1 protein-coding gene and 1 pseudogene are annotated in these 1675 nt (G+C 72.4%); one reads left to right on the top strand and one right to left on the bottom strand.

The annotated features are described in order from the left end of the window. Positions 1 to 195 precede the first annotated feature (195 nt). A pseudogene (locus tag I59_RS02155) lies at positions 196 to 450 on the top strand (DivIVA domain-containing protein); the annotation flags it as partial. 168 nt (positions 451 to 618) lie between these two features. On the opposite strand, the gene I59_RS02150 reads toward I59_RS02155, so the two are convergent. Then, on the bottom strand, positions 619 to 1596 hold the full coding sequence (locus tag I59_RS02150; protein ID WP_022902469.1) for a glycoside hydrolase family 16 protein: 978 nt from the start codon (positions 1594 to 1596) through the stop codon (positions 619 to 621). Positions 1597 to 1675: the final 79 nt, after the last annotated feature.

The following is a 1675-nucleotide window of genomic DNA, read 5'->3' as shown; positions in this document are numbered from 1 at the left end:
TTGCCCGTCCACGGCAGGGACGGCGACACGTCCATGAGGGTCTCCCCCACCTTCTCCGCGTCGAGCAGGTGCGAGCCGGGCAGCCGTTCCTGCACGAGGCGGCTCGTCGTCGTCTTCCCCACACCGTGCGTCCCGTTCACCCAGACGATCATGGCGGGACTGTAGCGTGTGGCCATCGACGATCGAGGGGGAACGATGCTCGCAGGGGACGTCGCGGCCAAGCGGTTCGCACCGACGAAGTGGCGTGAGGGGTACGACCAGGGGCAGGTCGACGACTTCCTCGACCGGGTCCGGGCCACGCTGGCGGCGTACGAGCGCGGCCGACCGGCCGAACCGCTGACCGCGGAGGACGTGACGATGTCGCGGTTCCGGCCGACACGGTTCCGGGACGGCTACGACCAGGACGAGGTCGACGACTTCCTCGACCAGGTGGTGGTGGAGCTGCGGCAGCACGAAGCCCGGTGGAGCAGCGGGGCCTGACGCGTGGTCCGCGCGCAGGCCACCGCTGCCTGCGCGCACGCCGAGCTGCGCGACCCGGACGACGGAACGGGAGGCACGATGCGTCGCCACACCGTGCCTCCCGTCGTGTCAGGTCGTCAGCCCGTCAGGGCTGGGCCGTCACTCGGTCGTCGACACCCAGTCGATGAGCAGGTTGCCGCTCGCGCCCCAGTTGCCGGTCTGGAACATGAACCGGTGCGGCGTGGTCGGGACGTCGTGCGTGACCGTCCCGATGACCTTGCCGTCGACCTTGTAGGTGACCGACTTCCCCGGGTCCCAGTCGACCGTGTAGGTGTGCCAGTCACGCCACGAGACGCCCGTGGGGATCTGCACGCGCTCGGCTTCCTGGCCCGGGGTCATCGAGTGGTGGAACGCCATCGGCTCCGACTCGAAGTTGCCCTCGGGGAAGTCGATCTCGCCGTCGGCCCACCGGTTCGAGGTCGGCCACAGCATGAACGCCGCACCGTTGCCGTCGCCGCCCGTCGCCTTCGCGCGGACCGAGAACGAGCCGCCGACGTGGTCGTAGGCGCCGGCCTTCGTGCCGAACGTGCCGGCCGTTCCCGCACCGCCGAGCCGGGCGTCGAGGACACCGTCGTGCACGGTCACGGTCTGGCTCGGTGCGTAGATGCCCGACGTGCCGTCCGGGTACGGCTGCCAGGCCTGCGGGTACCGGCTCGCGACGGCTCCGAGGCCGGCAGCGAGGTCGAAGTCCTCGACGAAGGAGGCGGCCGGCGGCTGGGCACCGCTCGGGTCGGCGGCGGACGACGCGGCCTCGGTCGGCTCGTCGGCTGGGGCAGCCGTCTCGGCCGGCGCCGGGCTCGTCGTCGGGGTCGGGGTCGACTCCTGGATCGGTGCGCCCGTCGGCGTGGCGTCGGGCGTCGCCGTCGAGTCGTCCGACGGCGCCTCGTCGGCGGGGTCGGGCGTCGGCGTGCTGTCGGCGGTCGGGTCGTCCGAGGGCGTCGGCGACGCGGTCGGCGCGGGTGCCGGACGCCAGTGGTGGTGCCAGCCCCACCAAGGGGCGGCGGTGGCTGCGGTGGGGATGCCGATGATCAACGCGGCGGCAGCGGAAGCCGCGATGACGACGTTGCGGCGCTTCACCGGGTGGTCCGATCAGCGGTGGACAGGGGTGTGCTGGTCGCGCAGGGACGCGCGGTCGAGACAGAGAGTCGAGTCCTCG

Source organism: Curtobacterium sp. B8, from assembly GCF_000333315.1.
GTDB classification, from domain to species: Bacteria; Actinomycetota; Actinomycetes; order Actinomycetales; family Microbacteriaceae; genus Curtobacterium; species Curtobacterium luteum.
The sequence above is the reverse complement of the archived record's forward strand: the minus strand, read 5'-3'. Positions and strand labels throughout refer to the sequence as shown.